The following is a 16,195-nucleotide window of genomic DNA, read 5'->3' on the forward strand; positions in this document are numbered from 1 at the left end:
ATGTCGTCGTATTCCGTGAACAAGACCGACGCCGAGTGGCGTGAGGAGCTCGACCGCGACCAGTACGCGGTCCTGCGCGAGGCGGCCACCGAGCGTCCGTGGACCGGCGAGCTGCTCGACGAGCACCGCTCCGGCCTCTACACCTGTGCCGCCTGCAGCGCCGAGCTCTTCAAGAGCGGCACCAAGTTCGACTCCGGCTGCGGCTGGCCGAGCTTCTACGAGTCCGTGAACCCGGACGCGGTCCAGCTGATCGAGGACAGCACCCTCGGCATGGTCCGCACCGAGGTCCGTTGCGCGAACTGCGGATCCCACCTGGGACACGTCTTCCCCGACGGGTTCGGCACGCCCACCGGCGATCGCTACTGCATGAACTCGATCGCCCTGAACTTCCAGGCCGAGGGCGAGTGACCGTGTCCTCCTCCCCCGTCCTCGAGGCCGTCCTCGCGCGCCGTTCGCGCTCGAAGGTGACGCCGGAGGCTCCGGGGCACGACGAGATCGCGGCGTTCGTCTCGGCGGCGTCGCGCCTCGCCGATCACAGCTCGCTGCGCCCGTGGCGGGTCATCGAGATCCGCGGCGCCGCCCGCGACCGGGTCGGCCGCAGCTTCGCGGTCGCCTCGGGGGCGAAGAAGGACCCCCGGAAATACATCGAGAAGACGCACCGCGCCTCCCTGCTGCTGGCCGTCGTGGTCAGCGTCAAGAAGTCGAAGGTGCCGGCTTGGGAGCAGGAGGCCGTCGCCTCGGGCGTCGCCCATCTCCTGAGCCTCCTGCTCGACGAGGCGGGCTGGGGCGTCTTCTGGCGCACCGGTTCCTACACGCGCGACAAGGCCGTGCGGAAGGCGCACCGCCTCGAGAAGGGCGAGGAGCTGCTCGGCTGGCTCTACGTCGGCCGTCCCGACGGGAAGATCGGCGGCCCGAAGCGCCCCGCACCCGCCGAGCGGCATCTCACCGTCCTCGAGCCGTGAGCCCCGGCGGGCCCCCGATCCGAGCGGATCCTGGGCCCGCGATAGGGTGGCCGGGTGCGCGAGCGCACCTGCCGACGTGGCGCAATTGGTAGCGCACCCGACTTGTAATCGGGCGGTTACGGGTTCAAGTCCCGTCGTCGGCTCAGGAACGGAGAAGGCCCCGACCGCTGCGTGCGGTCGGGGCCTTCTGCATGTGCGGGGATCAGCCCGCGGCGGCCGGGGTCGGCTCGGAGGAGGCCGGAGCCTCGGTGGAGACCGGGGCGTCGCCGGGCGCCGGAGTCCCGGTCGAGGCGGGGGTCTCGGTCGAGGCGGGCGTCTCGGTCGGCGCCGGGGTCTCGGAGGAGAAGGGCGCGGGAGTCGCCGACGAGTACGAGTCGGCGGCGGCGGAGAGCACGAAGGAGCTGAACGCGTCCGGGTCGGTCAGCGAGCCCGAGTACGCCTCGCCGTTGACCAGGACGGTCGGGGTGCCGGTGACGGCGGGCACGTCCGTGCCGGGCAGCGGACCGGAGGTGGCGCGCTCGGTCGCGGCGCGCACCCAGCTCACGAAGCTCTGGTCGTCGATGCAGGTGTCGACAGCCGCCGTGTCCTCGACGCCGGCCTGAGAGGCGTAGTCCTTCAGCTGGTCGTCCGTGAGTCCGTCGGTCCCCTCCGCGGGCTGGTTGGCGAAGAGCAGGGAGTTGAAGTCGAAGAAGGAGTCGGGCGAGCGGTCCGCGACGCAAGCGGCGGCATTGGCCGAGCGCTCCGAGTACTTGGTGCCGTTGGAGCGGGTCGTGAGGATGGCGATCGGGTGGATCTCGACCGTCGCGGCGCCGCTGGTCACCCACTCCTTGATCTGGTCGCCGTTGGTCTTCTCGAACTGGCCGCAGTAGGGGCAGAGGTAGTCGAGGTAGACCCGGATGTCGACCGTGCCGGCCGAGGTGTCGAGCGCGCTGGGGGTGGGCGTCCCGTCGGCGGCGACGGCGCCGCTCGTCTGCGCGACCATGTTCTCGCCGATGACCACGCCGTCGCTCGCCATGTTCGCCGGGCCGGGGCCCGCGGGGCGGATGCTCGAGGTGACGGCGAAGACCACGATGACGACGACCGCGATCACGACGGCGGCGAGCCCGCCCTGCAGGGCGAAGCGGCTCACGCGGTCGCGGCGCTTCTGCTGCTCGCGCAGGCGGCGCGCCTTCTCTCGGGCGGCCTCTCGTCGCTGGTTCTTCGAGAGACGGTCGTTGGCTCCGCCGGTGGTCATGACAAGAACGCTCCGAATGAGAGAGGGGGAAGAGGAGGCCGCCTGGCGCGACTCGCCGGAATCCTACGCGCGAGCCCTGGGAAACCTCCAAACGACGGATACGCAGTGCCCGACCGGCGGCTGTCGGGCCGTGGCATACTGTGACGGTTGGTCGGAGTCGCCCACGCGATGATGACCATCACTTCCATTCACTCGGATCGTCCGGCACGTACCTGCCGGTGAAGGAGCAAGAACAATGGCGTCCGTAACTTTCGACCACGCGTCCCGCGTCTACCCCGGGGCCACTCGCGCCTCCGTCGACAAGCTCAACCTCGAGGTGGGCGACGGCGAGTTCCTCGTCCTCGTCGGCCCTTCCGGCTGCGGCAAGTCCACGTCACTGCGCATGCTCGCCGGCCTCGAAGAGGTCAACGAGGGCCGCATCCTCATCGGCGACCGCAACGTCACGGACGTTCCGCCGAAGGACCGCGACATCGCGATGGTCTTCCAGAACTACGCGCTGTACCCGCACATGTCCGTCGCCGAGAACATGGGCTTCGCGCTCAAGATCGCCGGCGTGAACAAGGACGAGCGCGCCGCGCGGGTCCTCGAGGCCGCGAAGATGCTGGACCTCGAGCCCTACCTCAACCGCAAGCCGAAGGCGCTCTCCGGTGGCCAGCGCCAGCGCGTAGCGATGGGCCGCGCCATCGTCCGCAAGCCCCAGGTCTTCCTCATGGACGAGCCGCTGTCGAACCTCGACGCCAAGCTCCGCGTGTCCACCCGCACCCAGATCGGCACGCTGCAGCGCCGCCTGGGCATCACCACGGTCTACGTCACCCACGACCAGACCGAGGCCCTCACCATGGGCGACCGCATCGCGGTCCTCAAGGACGGCCTCCTCCAGCAGGTCGGCTCGCCCCGCGACCTGTACGAGAACCCGAACAACGTCTTCGTGGCCGGCTTCATCGGCTCGCCCGCGATGAACCTGTTCCACGCGGACGTCACCGACGGCGGCGTCAAGTTCGGCGACACCGTCCTCCCGATCGCCCGCGAGGCGCTCGCGAAGACGAGCCAGAAGGTCGTCACGCTCGGCGTGCGCCCCGAGGACGTCACCGTCTCGACCCAGCCCGGCGGACTGCCGATCGAGGTCGACCTCATCGAGGAGCTCGGCTCGGACGGCTACCTCTACGGCCACACCGAGGTCGAGGGCCGCCGCACCGACATCGTCGCGCGCGTCGACGGCCGCGTGCACCCCACCGCGGGCGACCGCGTGTACGTGACCGCGAACCACCGCGTGCACATCTTCGACGCGGAGTCGGGCGAGCGCCTCTCCTGAGCCTCCTCCTGCACCGCACGCTGCCGCCGTCCCCTCCAGGGCGGCGGCAGCGTCGTCTGCGGCTCCCCCACCGTCCGACACGCGACACGAACGGCGCACCATGTCCGGCTCCCTGAACATCACCTCGGCCACCGTCGACCCGGCCCTGCTCGACCTGCCGTGGAACCTGCGGCTCGACGACTGGCCCGACGAGTACATCGCCGCTCTGCCGAAGGGCATCTCGCGGCACACGGTCCGCTTCGCGCACCTCTCCGGCCACGTCGTCGCCGTCAAGGAGACGACCGCCGAGATGTCGCGGCGCGAGTACGAGATGCTGAAGACGCTGCAGCGCCTCGACGTGCCGTGCGTGGTGCCGGGTGCCGTGATCACGAACCGCACCGACGACGAGGGCGAGGCCCTGCCCGCGGTGCTGGTGACCCGTCACCTCAAGTTCTCGCTCCCCTACCGGGCGCTGTTCTCCCAGACGCTGCGGCCGGACACGGCGACCCGCCTGGTCGACGCGCTGGCGCTCCTCCTCGTCCGGCTGCACGTGATCGGCTTCTTCTGGGGCGACGTGTCGCTCTCGAACACCCTCTTCCGGCGCGATGCCGGCGCCTTCGCCGCCTACCTGGTGGACGCGGAGACCGGGCAGCTCTACTCGGGCGGCCTCTCGAACGGCCAGCGCGAGAACGACCTGGAGATCGCCCGCGTCAACATCGCCGGCGAGCTGCTCGACCTCGAGGCGGGCGGCCGCGTCGACGACGAGCTCGACCCGATCACGGTCTCCGACGGGATCGTTGCGGCGTACCGCAGCCTCTGGAAGGAGCTGACCGGTGCCGAGTCGTTCGCGACGTCGGAGCGCTGGCGGATCAACGACCGCGTGAACCGGCTGAACGAGCTCGGCTTCGACATCGAGGAGCTCGCGATCAAGACCGACGAGGCCGGTTCGACGGTGCGGATCCAGCCGAAGGTGGTCGACGCCGGCCACCACCAGCGACGGCTGCTCCGTCTCACCGGGCTGGACGCGCAGGAGAACCAGGCGCGGCGGCTCCTGAACGACCTCGACTCGTACACGGCGACGTACGACAAGCAGGGCCTGGACGAGGAGATGGTGGCGCACGAGTGGCTGGCGCAGGTGTTCGAGCCGGTCATCCGCTCGATCCCCCGTGATCTCAAGGGTCGCCTGGAGCCGGCCGAGATGTTCCACCAGCTGCTCGAGCACCGCTGGTTCATGTCGCAGCAGCAGGCGCGCGACGTCCCCCTGGCGGAGGCGGTCACCGCTTACGTGAACGACATTTTGCGTCACCGCCGCGACGAGGCGACGGTCATCGCTCCTCCCACCGAGGCGCTGACCCTCCCGAACCTCGTCCTCGACGAGTCCGGCGACGCCGAGCTCACCGACGAGGACGCCGACGTCGACTGGACCAAGAACGTCTGACCCCCACCGCACGAGGGCCCGCGCCGTCCGCACGGGCCCTCTTCGCCTTCCCGGTGGCCGCAGGCGGCGCCCCGCCCCGCTCGCCGAAGGCGGCGCCCCTCCGCTCGCCGCAGGCGGCGCCTCACCCCTCCAGCCCCGTAGCGCGGGTGCCGGCGCGGTGAGCTGCAAGGCGGAGGAGGAAGCGATACCGGCGGTATCGCGCCCGACGACAACGCCGCAGATCACCGTGCCGGCACCCGCGCGCGCGCTACTCGGAGCGGAGTTTGGAGATCTCGTAGAGCGCCACCGACGCCGCGATCCCGGCGTTGAGGGATTCCGTGGCGGAGCTGATCGGGATGGAGACGACGGCGTCGCACTGCTCGGTGACGAGGCGGGAGAGGCCCTTGCCCTCGCTGCCGACGACGACGAGGAGCGGACGGTCAGCGAGTTCGAGGCCGGGCAGCATCACGTCGCCGTCGCCGTCGAGTCCGATGACGAAGACGCCCTCGCGCTTGAAGTCCTTGATCATGGCGGTGAGGTTGGACGCCATCGCCACGGGGATGCGTGCGGCGGCTCCGGCGGAGGTCTTCCAGGCGGCGGAGTTGAGGCCGACGGAGCGGCGCTGCGGGACGATGACGCCCTGCCCGCCGAAAGCGGCGACGGAGCGGATGATCGCTCCGAGATTGCGCGGGTCGGTGATGCCGTCGAGGGCGACGAGGAGGGGGACGGCTCCGCGGGAGACGCTGCGCTCGAGCAGGTCGCTCGGGTGGGCGTACTCGTAGGGCGGCACCTTGAGCACGAGGCCCTGGTGCACGGAGTCGGGGCCGGCGAGGCGGTCGAGCTCCGGTCGCATGACCTCGAGCACGGGAAGGCCGCGGGCGGTGGCGATCTTGAGCGCCTCCTTGACCCGGTCGTCCATCTCGATGCGGGTCGCCAGGTAGAGGGTCGTCGCCGGGATGCTGGCGCGCAGCGCCTCGAGGACCGAGTTGCGGCCCGTCACCATCTCGAAGTCGTCGCCGCTCTTGGGCTTGCGCGACGGAGCGGGGCGGCCCTGTCCGCGGGCGGCCGCGGAGAGGGCTCCGCCGGGGCGGCCCTTGCCGCCGGCGGCGACGAAGCGCTCGCGCGCGAGCTTCGCCTTGCCTGCGGGGTGGTACGGCCGGTCCTCGGCCTTGGGCGTGGGCTTCTTGCCCTCGAGGGCCTGGCGGCCCTGACCGCCGGAACCGACGGCCTTGCCCTTGCTCTTCTTTCGGACCGCTCCGGGGCGGCCGGGCTTATTCGCCATCGAGACTCCAATGCGCACCCGTCTGGGTGTCTTCGATCGTGATTCCCGCCGCGGCGAGATCGGTTCGGATGCGGTCGGCGCTCGCCCAGTCGCGCTGCTCGCGCGCGGTCTGGCGTTCGGCGACCAGGCGGTCGACCAGCACGCTGAGCGCGCGGTACGAGGGTTCGTCGTCGGAGCGCGCCCACTCGGGCGCCTCCGGGTCGATGCCGAGCACGGCCGCCATCGCGAGCACCTGGGTGCGCAGGGCCGAGACGGAGCCGAGGTCCTCGGCGTCGAGGGCGGCGTTGCCGGCGCGCACGGTCTCGTGCAGGACGCCGATGGCCTGCGGGACGGACAGGTCGTCGTCCATCGCCTCGGCGAACTCCTCCGGGACCACGGGCTCGCCGAGCGCGGCGAACCGCGTGCCGTCGAGGCGGCGGCGGGAGCGCTCGAGGAAGCCCTCGATCCGCTCCAGGGCCGCTTCGGCCTCCTCGAGGGCTCCGTCGTGGAACTCGAGGGTGGAGCGGTAGTGGGCCGAGCCGAGGTAGTAGCGGACGACGAGCGGGCGGGCCGCCTCGAGCAGCTCGGAGGCGAACACCGAGTTGCCGAGCGACTTGCTCATCTTCTGGCCGGTGACGGACACGAGCCCGTTGTGCAGCCAGTAGCTGGCGAAGGCGTGGCCGGCGGCGCTGGACTGGGCGAGCTCGTTCTCGTGGTGGGGGAAGCGCAGGTCGAGCCCGCCGCCGTGGATGTCGAACTGGGTGCCGAGGTACTTCGTCGACATGGCGGAGCACTCGATGTGCCAGCCGGGGCGTCCCGCTCCCCACGGCGAGGCCCAGGCGGCCGACTCCGGCTCCTCCGGCTTGGCGCCCTTCCAGAGCGCGAAGTCGTGCGGGTCGCGCTTGCCGCGCGGATCGGCGTCGGTCGCCGCCTCCATGCTCTCGAGGCGCTGGTGGGTGAGCGAGCCGTAGTCCGGCCAGGACCGCGTGTCGAAGTAGACGTCGCCGGAGTCGTCGGGCGCCGGGTAGGCGTGACCGCGCTCGATCAGGGTCTGGATGAGCGCGATCATCTCGGCGATGCTCGCGGTCGCGCGCGGCTCGTAGGTCGGCGGGAGGATGCCGAGGGCCGTGTACGCGGCGGTGAACTCGAGCTCGACGCGGTAGGCGAGCGCCCACCACTGCTCGACCGGCGCACCCTCGGGCGCTCGACGCCGCGCGTCCTCGGCGATGGCGAGGATCTTGTCGTCGATGTCGGTGACGTTGCGCACCAGGGTGACCTGGAAGCCGCGGTACGCCAGCCAGCGGCGCAGCTGGTCGTAGGCGAGGGCGGAGCGCAGGTGCCCGATGTGGGGCGAGGACTGCACGGTGGGTCCGCAGACGTACATCCCGACCTCGTTCTCGCGGAGGGGGACGAAATCGACGAGGGCCTGGGCCTTCGAGTCATGCAGTCGCAGAGTCACGCGGGCGAGTTTACCGGGCGCACCGCTCCCGGCCTGGTCGGCGGCTCCGTCCGGGGACTAGCGGGCGATCGCGGGGGTGGGGAGGACGAGCGCAGTCGCGGTCGCGGCCACCCCCTCGCCCCGGCCGGTGAAGCCCAGCGCGTCGGAGGTGGTGGCGGCGACGCTGACCGGTGCGCCGAGCAGCTCGGTCAGCAGCCTCTGCGCCTCCTCGCGCCGCGGTGAGAACTTCGGGCGGTTGCCGATGAGCTGCACCGAGACGTTGCCGATGGCGAAGCCCGCGGCCTCGACCAGCTCGCGGGTGGCGCGGAGGAAGACCTCGCCGTGGGCGTTCTCGAAGCGCGGGTCGGCCGTGCCGAAGCGGGAGCCGATGTCGCCGAGACCCGCCGCCGCCAGGAGCGCGTCGCAGATCGCGTGGGCGACCGGGTCGCCGTCGCTGTGCCCGGACAGGCCCCGCTCGCCCGGCCAGTGGAGACCTGCGAGCCAGAGCGGCGACGCGTCGTCGAACGCGTGCACGTCCGTGCCGATGCCGACGCGCGGCACGACGACGGCGGGAGGCGGCGCGAGCACCTGCTCCGCGCGGGCCAGGTCCCAGGGAGTGGTGATCTTGAAGGCGAGCGGGTCGCCCGCGACGACGACCGAGGGACCGCCGCGTGAGGCGAGGAGCGCCGCGTCGTCGGTGAACTCCTCCTCCGCCGAGGCGTAGGCCTCGTCGAGGAGCGTGCGCGGGAAGCCCTGCGGCGTCTGGACCGCGGCGAGCTCCGAGCGGTCCACCGTGCCGAGGATCCCGCCGTCGGCGCGGATGCGCTTGATCGTGTCGGTGACCGGCAGGCCGGGGATCACTCCGCCGCCCGTCGCCCGGACCGCCGCGATCACCCGCTCGAACTGGTCGACGGGCGTGAGGGCGCGGGCGGCGTCGTGCACGAGCACCGTCTCGACGGCGGGGTCGAGCGCCCGCAGTCCGCGCGCGACCGACTCCTGGCGGCTGGCGCCTCCGGCGACGACGCTGACGGAGCCGTCCGCGGCGCCGGCGGCGCGGACCAGAGCGGCGGTCTCCTCGAGAAGGGCGGCGGGCGCCACGACGACGATCTGGACGGGCTCCGAGAGCAGCAGCACCGTGCGCAGGCTGCGCTCGAGGATCGTCCTCCCCGCGCAGTCGACGTAGGCCTTGGGTCGCTCGCGGCCGAGCCTCGTACCGCTGCCGGCGGCGACGACGACGACGGCCGCGGTCGGCGCGCTCAGGATGCGAGGACCTCGTCGAGGAGCACGGAGGCGGCGTCCTCGTCGGTCTTCTCGGCCAGGGCGAGCTCGGAGACGAGGATCTGGCGCGCCTTGGCGAGCATGCTCTTCTCCCCCGCCGAGAGCCCGCGCTCGCGGTCGCGGCGGGTGAGGTCGCGGACGACCTCGGAGACCTTGACGACGTCGCCGGACCCGAGCTTCTCGAGGTTGGCCTTGTAGCGGCGCGACCAGTTGGTCGGCTCCTCGACGACCTCGGCGCGCAGGACCTCGAACACGCGGTCGACGCCCTCGCGGCCGATGACGTCGCGGACGCCCACGAGGTCGACGTTGTCGGCGGGCACCTCGATGACGAGATCGCCCTGCGCGACGCGGAGCTTCAGGTACATCTTCTCCTGGCCCTTGATCGTCCGGGTCTTCACCTCGGCGATCGTGGCGGCTCCGTGATGGGGGTAGACGACCGTCTCTCCGACCTCGAACTGCATGCGACGTCCTTTCAGCGGCGGACAGATTACCATGCGCGCCGGGCGGGACGGGAGTCCGGACGGGCGGAGCCGCGGTGCTCGCTACGCTAGCCTGGTGTCGGCTCGTGCACAGTGAAGTCGCCCTGTCCGGGGCGAGCGGGGCCGACGATCTGGAGGTTCCTGTGAAGGCGCGTATCGCTGCATCCGTCGTTCTCGCGGTCGGCGTCGCCCTCGCTACCGCCGGCTGCAACCTCGTCGCCCCGCAGGCGACGCGCAAGATCTACGACCCGAGCGACGGAGTCGGGGCGACGATCGGCGATCTCGCCATCCGCAACGCGATGATCGTCTCGGACGACGGCGAGGCCGGCACCCTGATCGTCACGCTCGTGAACTCCACCGACGAGGCGCTGAGCGTCGAGGTGCAGTACGAGGGCTCCGCGGGCCGCACCAGCGACACCGTCGACGCCGTCCCCGGCCGCACCGAGGTCCGTCCCGACAGCACCGAGGCCGTCCAGATGGACGACATCGACACCATCCCCGGCGGCCTGCTCCCCGTCTACTTCCAGTACGGCTCCGAGCAGGGCAAGGAGCTCCTCGTCCCCGTCCTGACGAACGCCCTCGAGGCCTACTCGACGCTGACCCCCGCGCCCTCCGCGACCCCCACTCTCACTCCGACCGCGGATCCCGCCCAGACCGCGCTCCCCACTCCCACCGCCGAGCCCGGCGTCGACGCTCCCACCGCGGAGTAGCCCCACGACCCCGAGGGCCGTCCACCCCGGTGGGCGGCCCTTCGTCGTCCCCGCCCGGTCTCGATACGCCGGCTCCGCCGGCTACTCGACCACCACGAAGGCGCCGCCCGTCCCCGCAGGCCTCGATACACCGACCCCGTCGCCTACTCGACCACCCTGCAGCCGCCGCCCGTACCCGCGGGTCTCGATACACCGGCTCCGCCGGCTACTCGACCCTCCTGCCGCGAGCGACTCCCCACCAGGCTCGTCGCGCAGCGACGCCCCCCCCCCCCTTCTTACGGCTCGTCGCGGAGCGACGGCCCCACCCCTTCTGCGGCTCGTCGCGGAGCGACGGCCCCACCCGCCCCTCCAGCACAGGGTTGATCGCGGGTCCTGGTGGGGTGAGCTGCAAGGCGGAGGAGGGCGCGATACCAGCGGTATCGCAACCGACGACAACGCCGCAGATCGCCCCGTCAAGGCCCGCGATCAAGCGTCGAAGCGGTAGCCGAGGCCGCGGACAGTAACCAAGAGCACCGGCTCCTTCGGTGTCTTCTCGATCTTGGAGCGGATGCGCTTGACGTGGACGTCGAGGGTCTTCGTGTCGCCGAAGTAGTCGCTGCCCCAGACGCGGTCGATGAGCTGGCCACGGGTGAGGACGCGGCCGGCGTTGCGGAGGAGCATCTCGAGGAGTTCGAACTCCTTGAGCGGCATCGGGGTCTCGACGCCGTCGACTTCGACCGTGTGGCGCTCGATGTCCATGCGGACGGGGCCGGCGACGACGATCCGCTCCTCGCCGGGCTCCTCGGTGCGGCGGCGGAGGACGGCGCGGATGCGGGCGAGCAGTTCGCGGGTGGAGTAGGGCTTGGTGACGTAGTCGTCCGCGCCGAGCTCCAGGCCGACGACGATGTCCACTTCGGAGTCCTTCGCGGTGACCATGATGATCGGGACGGAGGAGCGGGTGCGGATCTCGCGGCAGACCTCGGTGCCGGGCATGCCGGGCAGCATCAGGTCGAGGAGGATCAGGTCGTAGTCGCCCTCGTCGAAGGCGGCGACGGCGCGGTTGCCGTCCTCGGCGACGGTGACGTCGTAGCCCTCGCGTTCGAGCAGGTAGCTGAGGGGCTCGCTGAGGGCGCTCTCGTCCTCGACGAGCAGGATGCTGGTCACGCGTGTTCTCCTATCGGGGCGGTCGCCGCGAAGGGCGTCCGGGCGGGGTCGGCTTCGGGGAGCCGGATGGTGAAGGTGGAGCCGCGGCCGGGCTTGGACCAGACGCGGACGTCGCCACCGTGGTTCTGCACGGCGTGCTTGACGATGCTGAGGCCGAGTCCGGTGCCGCCGGTGTGGCGGGAGCGGGCCTGGTCGACGCGGTAGAAGCGCTCGAACACCCGGTCGAGGTCCTCCTCCGGGATACCGATGCCCTGGTCGGTGACGGCGATCTCGACGACGCCGCCGGTGGAGCGGACGCCGATGCCGACGCGGGAGCCGGCGGGCGAGTACTGGATGGCGTTGGCGAGCAGGTTGTGCAGAGCCGAGACGAGCATCTTCTCCTGCCCCACCACGTAGGCCTTCTTCATCCCGCCCTTGACCAGCGTGACGTCGTGCGACTCCGCCATGACGTGGGTGGTCTCGAGCGCCGCCGTGACGACGTCGTCCACGCGGATGATCTCGGCGGAGCCGGCGACGTCGGCGGCCTGGAGGCGGGAGAGCTCGATGATCTCGCGGGTGATCTTCGCGAGCCGGTGCGACTCCTGGGTCAGCCGGTGCGCGAAGCGGCGCACCTGCTGGGGGTCGTCGGCGGCGGAGTCGAGGGCTTCGGCGAGGAGGCCGACGGCGCCGATCGGGGTCTTCAGCTCGTGGGAGATGTTGGCGACGAAGTCCCGGCGGACGGCCTCGAGCCGGCGCGCCTCGGTGTGGTCCTCGGCGATGACGAGGACGTACCGGGAGCCGAGGCGGGTCGCGTGGACGACGAGCGTCACGGCGGCGTCGGAGAGCGGGCTGGTCGCGAGCTCCAGGTCCTGGACGATGTCGTCGCCGAAGCGGCGGACGCGGTCGACGATGGCGGCGAGGTCGGGGTGGAGCAGCGTGTCCTGCGAGACCAGGCCGAGTGCGACGGCGCGAGTGGACGCCTTCAGCACGTTGTGCGACGGGTCGGTCACGAAGGCGGGCGAGCCGACGGCGTCGATGATCGCCTCGATCCCCTCGGGGAGCCCGACCGAGATCACGTCCTGTGCGATGCGGCCCTGACGGGCGGCGAGCGTGAGCACGGTCGTCAGAAGGATCCCGATCGCGACACCGAGAACGAGCGACAGAACCACGATCAAGCCCGAATCCACGGACCCAGGCTAACCATCCACCGGGCGTCCCCCTACCGGACGCCCGCCGATCCTCCGGGGGTCGAGTACTGTTCAAACGCCCGGCACCGTCCGTTAACCTGCCGTGGTCATCATGGCTGCGCCTGCGCCCACGGAGTGCAGTCGCAGCGGCGTGCGAGGTGCTCGCCGCAGATCCGGCGCCGTCGTCCGCGCGCGCCGCAGAGAGGGTCGAAGACAGATGCGCGAAGTTTTCCAGCAGGAGCTGGCCGAGGTCCAGGAACGACTCGTCGAGATCTCCGGACTCGTCGAGATCGCCATCGAGAAGGCGACCCAGGCGTTCAACCACTCCGACGTCACCCTCGCGGAGGAGGTCATCGCGAGCGACGCGCGCATCGACGAGCTGGCCATCAGCCTCGACGAGCTCGCCATCGACATCCTCGCTCGGCAGAACCCGGTCGCCCGCGACCTGCGGATCGTCGTCTCGGCGCTGCGCATCAGCGCGTCGCTCGAGCGGATGGGCGACATCGCCGAGCACATCGCCCAGCTCTCGCGCTACCGCTTCCCCGACAAGGTCGTCCCCAAGAGCCTGCGTCCGACGTTCGTCGAGATGGGCCGCCTCGACGTGGTCGTCGCGCACAAGCTGACCGACCTGCTCCGCTCGCAGGACCCCCGCATCGCCGAGGAGATCCGCGACGAGGACGACAAGATCGACGAGCTGCACGTCAGCGTCTTCGACAAGGTGCTCAGCGAGGCGTGGAAGGGCCAGGCCGCCGACACCGTCGACGCGACGCTCGCCAGCCGCTACCACGAGCGCTTCGCCGACCACGCCGTGTCGATCGCCAAGAAGGTCCAGTACCTGATCTCGGGCGACTACTCCTAGACGAACACCCGGGCTCCGGCCCGAGGACGATCCGGCCCGCAGGAACGAGCGTCTCCTGCGGGCCGAACGTGTCCGCGCCGTCCCCCTCGGGGCTGCGGACGAGGACGGCCCGCCGGAGTCGAGGACTCGGGCGGGCCGTTCTCTCGTGCGGGCGGTGCTACTTCTTGGCGCCCTGGGCGGCGACGGCGGCGGCACCGGCGGCCGCGGCCTCGGGGTCGAGGTAGCGCGCCTCGCCGATGGGCTCGAAGTCCTCGTTCAGCTCGTAGACGAGGGGGATCCCGGTCGGGATGTTGAGCTCCGCGATGTCCGAGTCCGAGATGCCGTCGAGCGTCTTCACCAGCGCGCGGAGGGAGTTGCCGTGCGCGGTGATCATGACGGTCTTGCCCGAGGCGAGGTCCGGCTTGATGTCGGACTCCCAGTACGGCAGCATCCGCTCGATCACGAGCTTCAGCGACTCGGTGCGGGGCAGGGCGTCGCCGAGGTCGGCGTAGCGCTCGTCGTGCGCCTGCGAGTACTGGTCGTCGTCGTCGAGCGGGGGCGGCGGCACGTCGAACGAGCGGCGCCAGGTCTGGAACTGCTCGGGGCCGTACTCGGCGAGGGTCTGCGCCTTGTCCTTGCCCTGCAGAGCGCCGTAGTGGCGCTCGTTGAGGCGCCAGGAGCGCTTGACGTCGATCCACAGGCGGTCGGCGACCTCGAGGGCGATGTTGGCGGTCTGGATCGCGCGGGTCTGGCGCGACGTGTAGACGATGTCGGGGTGCAGGCCCGCCTCGGTCAGCAGCTCGCCGGCGCGGGTGGCCTCCGCGACGCCCTGCTCGGTCAGGCGCACGTCGACCCAGCCGGTGAACAGATTCTTCTGGTTCCACTCGCTGTTGCCGTGGCGCACGAGGATGAGGGTGTAGGTCTCGGACATGCGTCCAGCTTAGAGGCGGCCCCCTCGCCCGCGGATACGCTGGAGAGCATGCCCATCGGAGCCGTCACCCGCGGAACGACGGGCACGAACCGCCTCCGCCGGGTCGACCGCCGCCTCGCCGAGCTGCCCGTCCTGCGCAGCACCGCCTCCCCGCTCGTGGTCGATCTCGGCTTCGGCGCGAGCGCGGTCACCACGCTCGAGCTGCACCGCCGCCTCGTGCGGGCGGCGCCGGACGTCGAGGTGCTCGGCCTCGAGATCGAGCCCGCCCGCGTCGACACCGCTCGGCGTCAGCTCGCCCGGGTGCGGGAGGGCGGCACGCCGTTCCCGGCCGACGCGCGCGTGCGCTTCGAGCGCGGCGGCTTCGAGGTGCCTCTGCCCGCGGGGCGGCGGGCAGGCGTCATCCGCGCCTTCAACGTGCTCCGCCAGTACGACGAGGACGCGGTGCGAGGGGCCTGGGCGACGATGACGGACCGCCTGCAGCCCGACGGCGTCCTGGTCGAAGGCACCTGCGACGAGATCGGCCGCATCTGCACCTGGATCGAGGTCGGCCGGGAGGGCCCGCGCTCGCTGACCCTCTCGCTCCGACTCGCGGCGATCCCCTCGCCGATGACGGCGGCCGAGCGTCTGCCGAAGGCCCTCATCCACCGCAACGTCCCCGGCGAGGGCGTGCACGCCTTCCTCACCGCCCTCGAACGGGCGTGGACGCTGAACGCCTCTCTCGCCGTCTACGGTCCGGGGCAGCGGTGGATCGCAGCGGTCCGGGACCTCCGGCCGGAGTGGCCGGTCCTCGGCGGACCGCGGCGCTGGCGCCTGGGCGAGGTGACGGTCGCGTGGGACGCGGTCGCCCCCTCCTCTTGAACGCTGGGCCTCCTGAGCACTGGGCCTCCTGAGCACAGGGCCTCCTCGGCGCTAGGCGAGCGGGGGAAGGGCGGCCCTGGCGTCGGCGGGGGCGGCGCCGGTCGCCGTGAGCAGGTCGACGACGAGCGGGCGGAGCAGGACGAGCACCGTCTTCTCGGCGAGACGCGCCTCCGGGATCAGCCGTTGCGGGTCGAGGGTGGTCGCGAGCAGCACGAGGTCCTGGCGCGCCAGGGCGAGCACCGACGGGTCGGCGACCGCGCGGCCGAGCAGCGCGATGCCCGGGCCGAGGGCGGCGACCGCTCCGGCGAGCGCCGGCCGCGGGGCGCCGTCCCCGACGAGGAAGTCGGTGCGGCGAGCGACGATGCGCAGGTTCCGGGTCGCGAGATCGAGCGCGGACAGCATCACGGCCTGGCGGGAGAGCTCGCCGCGGTGCCGGCGGACGAACGGCGAGATCCGGGCGACGCCGGTCGCGGACTCGAGCGCCGCGGTCCAGCCGTCGATGACCGGCTGCGTCTTGCGGATCCGCTCGAGGGCCGCAGTGGACGCCGAGGAGTCGCCCCGGCGGAGCGCTTCGGCCAGCTCCTCCACGGTCCGGCTGAGCGCGGTGAGGAGCCGGTGCGCCTCGGCCCGCGCCGTGCGCAGCGGCGGGCGGGGGACGATCGCCGTGCAGAGCAGCGCCGCGAGCCCGCCGATCAGGCCGTCGACGCTCCGCGTGAAGACCCCTCCGTCCGGTGCGGGGAGGACCATCACCAGCATCGCCTGGGTCCCGGCGGCCACGGCGAACCCCGACGAGGGCGAGAGGGCCCGACCGAGCGTGAAGACGATCGCGAGGACGACGGCGAGCTGCCAGACGCCGCTCCCCCACAGCAGGAGCAGGACCTCACTGGCGGTGATGCCGATGAGCATCCCCGTCGCGGTCTCGGCCACCTGCTTGGGGCGGGTGTCGCGCGCGATGCCGAGGCTCGAGATCGTGGCCGTCAGCGCCAGCACCGGCGAGGGGTGCCCGAGGAGGAAGTGCGCGACGGAGTAGGCGAGGGTCGCCGCGAGCACGATCTGCAGCACGGCGGGAAGCGAGGCCCCCGCGCGGGCGAGGGCGCGCGCCGGACTCAGCTCGGGGGTGCGGACGAGGCCGCGCAGCCGGTCGGCCGCCCGGCCCCGCTCGGCGGGACGTGCGGCCACCACGGCGTGG

At 71.8% G+C, this 16,195-nt stretch carries 16 protein-coding genes and 1 tRNA gene; 8 read left to right on the forward strand and 9 right to left on the reverse strand.

All coding sequences use genetic code 11. The annotated features are described in order from the left end of the window. The 3 genes from msrB to GSU45_RS11885 all read left to right on the forward strand — a co-directional run bounded on the left by msrB (position 1) and on the right by GSU45_RS11885 (position 1,105). On the forward strand, positions 1-408 hold the full coding sequence (gene msrB, locus GSU45_RS11875; RefSeq protein WP_159915197.1) for a peptide-methionine (R)-S-oxide reductase MsrB: 408 nt from the start codon (positions 1-3) through the stop codon (positions 406-408). Continuing rightward, positions 405-962, forward strand: coding sequence for a nitroreductase family protein (locus GSU45_RS11880; protein WP_159915199.1), 558 nt, complete (start codon positions 405-407; stop codon positions 960-962). The genes msrB and GSU45_RS11880 overlap by 4 nt, the downstream gene beginning before the upstream one ends. 70 nt (positions 963-1,032) lie before the next feature. Next, positions 1,033-1,105, forward strand: a tRNA-Thr gene (locus tag GSU45_RS11885). A gap of 59 nt (positions 1,106-1,164) precedes the next feature. Here GSU45_RS11885 and GSU45_RS11890 read toward each other — a convergent pair. Continuing rightward, entirely contained in the window at positions 1,165-2,196 is a 1,032-nt protein-coding gene (locus tag GSU45_RS11890) for a thioredoxin domain-containing protein (protein ID WP_159915201.1), read from the reverse strand. A 235-nt stretch (positions 2,197-2,431) separates the two neighbouring features. Between GSU45_RS11890 and ugpC the strand changes: the two genes are divergently transcribed. Continuing rightward, entirely contained in the window at positions 2,432-3,508 is a 1,077-nt protein-coding gene (gene ugpC / locus GSU45_RS11895; RefSeq protein WP_104224593.1) for a sn-glycerol-3-phosphate ABC transporter ATP-binding protein UgpC, read from the forward strand. Between the two features lie 100 nt (positions 3,509-3,608). Next, the gene (locus GSU45_RS11900; protein ID WP_159915203.1) at positions 3,609-4,925 is read left to right on the forward strand and encodes a DUF4032 domain-containing protein; all 1,317 of its coding nucleotides are present in this window, start codon (positions 3,609-3,611) and stop codon (positions 4,923-4,925) included. A 247-nt stretch (positions 4,926-5,172) separates the two neighbouring features. On the opposite strand, the gene rlmB is transcribed toward GSU45_RS11900, so the two are convergent. From rlmB to GSU45_RS11920, 4 genes are read right to left on the reverse strand one after another with little or no spacing between them, the layout of a single operon-like run. Beyond that, positions 5,173-6,186, reverse strand: a complete 1,014-nt coding sequence (gene rlmB / locus GSU45_RS11905) for a 23S rRNA (guanosine(2251)-2'-O)-methyltransferase RlmB (RefSeq protein WP_159915205.1) — start codon at positions 6,184-6,186, stop codon at positions 5,173-5,175. Further along, the gene (cysS, locus tag GSU45_RS11910; protein ID WP_159915207.1) at positions 6,176-7,624 is read right to left on the reverse strand and encodes a cysteine--tRNA ligase; all 1,449 of its coding nucleotides are present in this window, start codon (positions 7,622-7,624) and stop codon (positions 6,176-6,178) included. The genes rlmB and cysS overlap by 11 nt, the downstream gene beginning before the upstream one ends. 57 nt (positions 7,625-7,681) lie before the next feature. Beyond that, positions 7,682-8,866: a 2-C-methyl-D-erythritol 4-phosphate cytidylyltransferase gene (gene ispD / locus GSU45_RS11915; protein ID WP_159917104.1), complete on the reverse strand. Its 1,185-nt coding sequence runs from the start codon at positions 8,864-8,866 to the stop codon at positions 7,682-7,684. Then, complete coding sequence (locus tag GSU45_RS11920; protein ID WP_159915209.1) at positions 8,860-9,342, reverse strand: CarD family transcriptional regulator; 483 nt, start codon at positions 9,340-9,342, stop codon at positions 8,860-8,862. The genes ispD and GSU45_RS11920 overlap by 7 nt, the downstream gene beginning before the upstream one ends. A gap of 161 nt (positions 9,343-9,503) precedes the next feature. Here GSU45_RS11920 and GSU45_RS11925 point away from each other — a divergent pair, with 161 nt between their 5' ends. Continuing rightward, positions 9,504-10,070: a hypothetical protein gene (locus GSU45_RS11925; protein WP_159915211.1), complete on the forward strand. Its 567-nt coding sequence runs from the start codon at positions 9,504-9,506 to the stop codon at positions 10,068-10,070. Between the two features lie 465 nt (positions 10,071-10,535). Here GSU45_RS11925 and GSU45_RS11930 read toward each other — a convergent pair whose 3' ends face one another. Both GSU45_RS11930 and GSU45_RS11935 read right to left on the reverse strand, forming a co-directional pair. Then, complete coding sequence (locus tag GSU45_RS11930; RefSeq protein WP_104227263.1) at positions 10,536-11,213, reverse strand: response regulator transcription factor; 678 nt, start codon at positions 11,211-11,213, stop codon at positions 10,536-10,538. Beyond that, positions 11,210-12,379 carry an ATP-binding protein gene (locus GSU45_RS11935; protein WP_104224692.1) on the reverse strand — a complete coding sequence of 390 codons (1,170 nt, stop codon included), beginning with the start codon at positions 12,377-12,379 and terminating at the stop codon, positions 11,210-11,212. Before GSU45_RS11935 ends, GSU45_RS11930 begins: the two co-directional genes overlap by 4 nt. Before the next feature lie 217 nt (positions 12,380-12,596). Here GSU45_RS11935 and phoU point away from each other — a divergent pair, with 217 nt between their 5' ends. Further along, positions 12,597-13,238: a phosphate signaling complex protein PhoU gene (gene phoU, locus GSU45_RS11940; protein WP_104224693.1), complete on the forward strand. Its 642-nt coding sequence runs from the start codon at positions 12,597-12,599 to the stop codon at positions 13,236-13,238. Between the two features lie 157 nt (positions 13,239-13,395). Here phoU and GSU45_RS11945 read toward each other — a convergent pair whose 3' ends face one another. Further along, positions 13,396-14,148 carry a phosphoglyceromutase gene (locus GSU45_RS11945; RefSeq protein ID WP_104224694.1) on the reverse strand — a complete coding sequence of 251 codons (753 nt, stop codon included), beginning with the start codon at positions 14,146-14,148 and terminating at the stop codon, positions 13,396-13,398. Between the two features lie 48 nt (positions 14,149-14,196). Between GSU45_RS11945 and GSU45_RS11950 the strand changes: the two genes are divergently transcribed. After that, positions 14,197-15,006 (forward strand): class I SAM-dependent methyltransferase, encoded by an 810-nt coding sequence (locus tag GSU45_RS11950; protein WP_159915213.1) that lies wholly within the window; start codon positions 14,197-14,199, stop codon positions 15,004-15,006. 51 nt (positions 15,007-15,057) lie between these two features. On the opposite strand, the gene GSU45_RS11955 is transcribed toward GSU45_RS11950, so the two are convergent. Then, positions 15,058-16,188, reverse strand: a complete 1,131-nt coding sequence (locus GSU45_RS11955) for an FUSC family protein (protein ID WP_159915215.1) — start codon at positions 16,186-16,188, stop codon at positions 15,058-15,060. Positions 16,189-16,195: the final 7 nt, after the last annotated feature.

Origin of the sequence: Rathayibacter sp. VKM Ac-2801, from assembly GCF_009834245.1 — a bacterium.
Lineage (GTDB): Bacteria > Actinomycetota > Actinomycetes > Actinomycetales > Microbacteriaceae > Rathayibacter.